Below are 5,737 nucleotides of genomic sequence, written 5' to 3' on the forward strand. Positions count from 1 at the left end.
AGCGCTGCCGGAACGAGCAGGCGCAGTGTGGCCGGCGAGAGTGCGCCGCCGGCTGCCACGGTTAAGGTGATGAGCTGCGGCACATCTCCGGACAGCAGGCAGAGCGGCACAAGCTCTGCCCAGGCGGCAGTCAGGTCCGGCGAGAAGCGGACGGCCTGCGCGTAGTGCTCCTTTGCCTCCCCGAACAGGTACAGATGTTCACTGACCTGCCCGGCCAGCAGGCTGGTGCGGCTGGTGCCGCTGCCGGAAGAGGAAGGATATTTGTGGGCTGTATTTCCGCAGCGCAGCGCCTCAAGCAGAAGGCCGTACGCGTTAGCCAGTGCACCTTCCTCCAGCAGCAGCCGGGCATAGCACTCCAGCAGATCGGTGAAATCGGGAAACCTGGCCAGTCCGTCACTATAAACAGCCCTGGCTTCATGGCTGCGCCCGGCAGCCTGCAGTGCATAGGCGGTTTTCAGATAGATATCGGCTGTATAACCGTGGCCGGGCATCGTATCCTTCAGCAAAGGGAGCAGAATATCTGCGGCAGAATTATACTCACCCTGCTGATAGTATTCGGTCCCCAGCGCATAACGGAGGGGATAGCTCGCGGGATCAAGCTGCAGGGCGGCCCGGATGAGGTCCAGATTGCGGGAGGTTTTATTTTTGAGCAGCAGCTCTTCGTCCACATATCCATAGTGAAGCACAGGCAGATCCGCGTAAACAATCCTGCCGTCCGATAGCGCCCAAATGCTGCTGGCAGCCTCCTCATGAATGGTCCCGTGAAAAAAAATTTCCGGATCGTTCCTGAACAGCCGGCAGACGTTGTCTGTAACGTATTCCGCCCCGGCAGTACTGCCCACATAATGGATAAAAGGCAGGAAATAACCTTGAACCGCAGTGTTATCCAAAAGCTGCAGCAACGCTTCCTTCCGCCAGCCGTCAGTCACTTCATCCGCATCCAGTACCAGAATCCACGGGCAGGAGGCCTGGCGGAGAGTCTGATTCCGGGCTTTGGCAAAATCATGCTCCCAGGGAATCCTGATGACTCTGGCCCCAAAGCTGCGGGCAATGTCCATGCTTCCGTCAGTGGAGCCGGTGTCGGCGATGATGATCTCCGACACCAGGCCCTGTACGGAGGATAAGCACCGGCTCAGATGCCGGGCTTCGTTTTTGACGATCATGCAGAGGGAGAGTGCGGGAATATCCATTCAAAGTGCCTCCTTTTTACTCTCCCGTCCGGGGAAGCGGCAGTGTGAGGCGTACCCTGGCTGCAGCAGCACCGTAGCCGGAAGCAGCAGGCAGCGCGGCCAGCATGCGGTCAGCCATCAGCAGCCAGGCACGGCTGGACCGGGAGGCCGGACCCGCCGCAGAAGGGCTGTGCTCCGGCACGCAAGCAGCCGGATGACTCAGCAGCAGGGTAATGTCCTGATGCAGCAACTGGTCAGCCGGTACAGCGTTGACCCGCTGCAGGAGGCGGAGCAGGTCTGCAGCCGCATTATCTGAAGGTAAACCAGATGATGCAGCTCCTGACACAGGCTCATGCACAGCAGGCCACTTACCGTCCAGAGGTGTCATGGAACCACCGCCCGGCATATCCGCCACTCCTGCAGTTCCCGCGCCACCCGGTGCCCTCATGTCTGATACCTCTGCGTCTCCCCTTGGCGGGTTCTCATTCATTGTCCCCGCACCACCGCCCGGCATATCCGCATCCGCCGCTCCCGCGCACGCCCCTATAACCTCCGCCGCAGCCGCTAAACAGCCCTCTGCCAGCAGCAGCCCGGCCAGCCGGGGGACGTCTGCCGTTAACTGCGGAAGATGGGCTTCCAGCCAGCCGGCAAGCTCGTGTTCACGGCCGGCGCACTTCATGATCCGTACGAGCCGCACAAGGAGTGGTGCAGGTGCGGGATGAAGCTGGGCCGCCCGGGTGTAGCAGGCGATAGCTTCGCCGGCTTCCCCGGTCTCCTGGCACAGCTGCCCGAGTGCAGCGTAGGTCAGATAAGTGCCCAGCCCGGATTCGGTGTGATAACCCGGAGGCGAGACACCGATATCCAGCGCCTGCCGGAATGCCTGCCTGGCCGCAGCAAAAGCCCCCGCCTGCAGCAGCAGAACCCCCTTGATATGGTGGAGATCGGGATAATCAGGGAAAAGCGCGCAGCCCTTGATGCATGCATCCAGCGCACCCGACTGGTCACCGGACATGATCCGGCAGCGGGCTTCGTATTTGTATAGCAGATGGATGAAGCTGGTGTCCGGCTCTGCCTCAGCCAGTGAAAGCCTGATGTGCTCCAGCGCCTGAGTGTAATCACCAAGCCGCATATACTCGACTGCCGTGTTGAACTGGTGAAAAGCATCCCGCGGGTTCAGCCTCAGCTGCTCTTTCAGCAGGCTGAGATTGCGGCTGATTTTATCCTTTTTGGCCACAACTTTGTCGGCATAGCCGTAATGGTGAACGGATACCGTACTCAGGTGCATGGCTGCCGCCGGTGTAGCCTCAACAATTGCAGAAGCAATCTGCTCGTGGACGATACCGCTGAACCGGTATTGCGGACGGTTGCGGAACATCCGGAGAATCGGATTGACCGTAATAACCGGTGAGGAGAACTCAGTCCCTTTGTGATTATGAATCCGTACAAAAAATGCCTCATACTCCGTATGCTCTGCACACAGCAGCAGCTCGCCCTTGCTCTGTGCATCAAGCTCCTCATCTGCATCCAGTACAAGAATCCATGTCCCGCGTGCCTGCTCCAGTCCGGCGTTCCGGGCGGCAGCGAAATCTCCGGTCCAGGGATAAGAGACGATCCGGGCTCCAAAGCTGCGGGCAATCGAAAGGGTGGAATCTGTCGAGCCCGTATCGACGATGATCAGCTCATCCGCGACACCATGTATGCTTGTAAGGCAGCGGGCCAGGGTGTCGGCTTCATTTCTGACAATCATGCACAGTGAGATCAGCGGTTTACGCTGGAGCCTGCTCATGGCTTTGCACCTCCAGGCTGTCTGCGTCTGCTCCAGCTGGTATGCCAGGGCGTGCGGTTTAGCGATGTAATGGCATTTTTTACGGCGGCAAGATCCTCCAGAACCGGTCCTTGAGGGTAGCCTTCGCCGAAGCCTGCAAGCACCTTTTCCAGATCGGCTGCGGCCAGCTGCAGGTAACAGACGGATAAACCGGTACGTGCAGCGTCCTCCCGCCCTGATACCGCGAGCGCCTGCTGAAACCAGCCGGCAGCCTGCTCATAATGGCCTTTGTCATGCAGCATTTCCGCGATATAAAAAGCAACCCGTTTCCCCGCCCGCCCATCACCTGCCAGCTCAATAAATCGTTCCCCGGCTTCCTCCAGACGGCCTGCCTTATAGAGAGCAGCTGCCAGCTCAGCCTGATGAACAGATGTAAGCCCGGCCAGTGCCTCGGCAACCGGGTCCAGCCGCAGCTTAACTGCAAGGGGGATTAGCCGCGTCAAAAGCAGGGATAATGCAGGGTCATCAGCGAGGTTTCCGGCGGTGTCCCCTTCCCCGGCAGGCCTATCCGGTGTCAGGCCCGGCAGCTGATTGAGCTTGTGCCAGCTGATCCGCTCCCCCTCCGGCATAGCAGCCAGCTGGCTGTCCTGCAGCGGAATGCCCTGTCCCCACAGGCACAGAGCCTCAAGCACACGCAGCTCCTGCAGCAGCTCCGGACTCATGTCCCGGGAAGCCTGCTGATCCAGGCCACTGCGGATAAGCGGCATTGCCGTTTCCGGCTCACCGGTAACAATCCAGGCGGTGCTGATTTGCAGCAGAGTATCTTTTTCCGGCAGCATAAGCCCGCCTGGCAGCCCGCATATCGCTTCAAAGGCATCAGCGTCGTATAAGGCCCTGATGATCGCCGATCTTCCCGCAGGCTGATCTCCCGGAACCAGCTGCAGCAGCAGGGCGGCTATATCACTGTCCGGCACATCAAGACGCTGAAAGGAAGTGACGATCCCCGACAGTGCGGGGGCGTACAAGGCAAAATGCTGCAGTGAACGGTGAAACAGCCTGGCGGCTTCCTCGGGCTTTCCGAGCTGCAGAGCGATTACGCCCATGCGGTGCAGCGGACGGAAGGAAGAGATTCCATGCTCGCTGACGTATTTTTCCTGGACAAGGGGATTTGCAGAAAGTGCCTCAGCATGCTGATAGGCTTGAAAGGCGCGCTCGGGCAGCCCCTGGCTCTCCCAGGACTGGCCCTGCAGGTAATGCAGATCCGGGTAGTCGCTGTAACGTTCCAGCTCCCTGGCCAGAAGCGCGTTTATGACGCTCATTTTTCCGGTAGCCAGGTAGATTTTAGCCAAATCGCGGATCATTGCCGGACGGTACGAAACCATCAGCGGGGCTTGGTTCAGGGTGCGGCACAGCAGTTCTTCCGCCTCCTGCAGCTGCCCGGTCTGGCAGCAGGCCACGGCCAGATTGTATCTGTAAAAGTCATTCTCCGGATGCTCGGCGACTGCAGCACGCAGCAGCTTTTCGTTGCGTGCCGCTTTATTTTTCTGCTGCATGATCTCCGGTAAATATCCGTAATGGAGCAGCTGGATGTCACTGTGCGCGATTGCCGCAGTGCCGTGCCTGCTGATAATAGCCTGATCTACACCTTCGTGGATTTTGCCGGAATACCGGTAGCCCTGTCCACCCCGGAATAGGCGTACAACCCGGTGGTGCAGGCGCTCCTCCGCCCCGTGTCCGAGCAGGTTGTCTATGCTAACGGTAAAAGCCTCGGCTGTAGCACCTGTGATTATCTGCCGGATCCTATCCAGCGGGGTCTTCAGCACCTCATCGGCATCAAGGATCAGAAGCCAGTCGGCAGTGGCGTGGGCGAGCCCGGTATTGCGGGCTTCTGAAAAATCATCTTCCCATTCGTACTGCAGCACTCTGGCCCCGTAAGCTTCAGCGACAGCTATGGAATGATCCTCCGATCCGGTGTCTACGATAATGAGCTCGTCAGCTCCGGCTACACTATTCAGGCAGGCTGGCAGCAGTGCAGCTTCATTGCGGACAATCAGATGAACTCCGAGTGTTGGTCTGGTCATGGCAGCATTTCCTCCTTGGCAGGCAAAATAATGGCTCTTGCGGCATCTGCCGGCAATGTCCGGCCTATGTATCCGGTAAAAGGTTACCAGTGGAAGAAAAGAGCGCATGGGATACATGCACTCTTTTGCCTCTACAGGATATGACGGACGACTTGCTTACGTTCCCTGGGCGTCAAAAATGACATTAAGGGTCGAAGCTGCACCCGGTGTGGCTGATTGATACGAAAGACGGGTGTACTTGAGGAACCTTGCCGGCACAATGACATCTACCGAACCGGCAGGCAGCGGATTATCCCCGGTGGTATCGACAAAATAATTCGTGCCGTCTGCGCTGATTTCCACCCGTGTATTCACCGGATTGGCTCCGGTATTCAGGATGAAATAGGAGTAGGTGCCAAGCACGCTTGTGGTATTCGCCGGCAGTGGAGTGTAAGCATCGGCGGTCGGGATGGCCAGTGTGGCCTGCTCGATAAAGCTGCGCTGCGAAATAGAGGTTACACTGCTGAGTGTACCGGCAGTAATGGTAGCACCAAGCACACTGGTAATGGTCCCGTCGAGCAGGTTGGTTATCGTACCCGCAGAGGATAATGTACCGGCAGTAATGGTAGCGCCAAGCACGCTGGTAATGGTCCCGTCGAGCAGGTTGGTTACTGTACCTGCAGAGGACGATGACCGGGACGAGGTCGGGTATATTTCCTCCCGTATCGGACTGCGCAAGCAGG

4 protein-coding genes are annotated in these 5,737 nt (G+C 58.5%); all 4 read right to left on the reverse strand.

The window, feature by feature from the left end; genetic code table 11:
- On the reverse strand, positions 1-1,190 hold a 1,190-nt coding region (locus AWJ19_RS05685; protein ID WP_128083511.1), incomplete at its 3' end, for a glycosyltransferase family 2 protein.
- A 16-nt stretch (positions 1,191-1,206) separates the two neighbouring features.
- Positions 1,207-2,955, reverse strand: coding sequence for a glycosyltransferase (locus AWJ19_RS05690; protein ID WP_068722091.1), 1,749 nt, complete (start codon positions 2,953-2,955; stop codon positions 1,207-1,209).
- Positions 2,952-5,015, reverse strand: a complete 2,064-nt coding sequence (locus tag AWJ19_RS05695) for a glycosyltransferase (protein WP_068722092.1) — start codon at positions 5,013-5,015, stop codon at positions 2,952-2,954. Before AWJ19_RS05695 ends, AWJ19_RS05690 begins: the two co-directional genes overlap by 4 nt.
- A 156-nt stretch (positions 5,016-5,171) precedes the next feature.
- Positions 5,172-5,732: a DUF6385 domain-containing protein gene (locus tag AWJ19_RS05700; RefSeq protein WP_241781617.1), complete on the reverse strand. Its 561-nt coding sequence runs from the start codon at positions 5,730-5,732 to the stop codon at positions 5,172-5,174.
- Positions 5,733-5,737 lie beyond the last annotated feature (5 nt).

Origin of the sequence: Paenibacillus sp. DMB5 (assembly GCF_001517085.1) — a bacterium.
In the GTDB taxonomy this organism is placed as follows: Bacteria; Bacillota; Bacilli; order Paenibacillales; family Paenibacillaceae; genus Paenibacillus_AQ.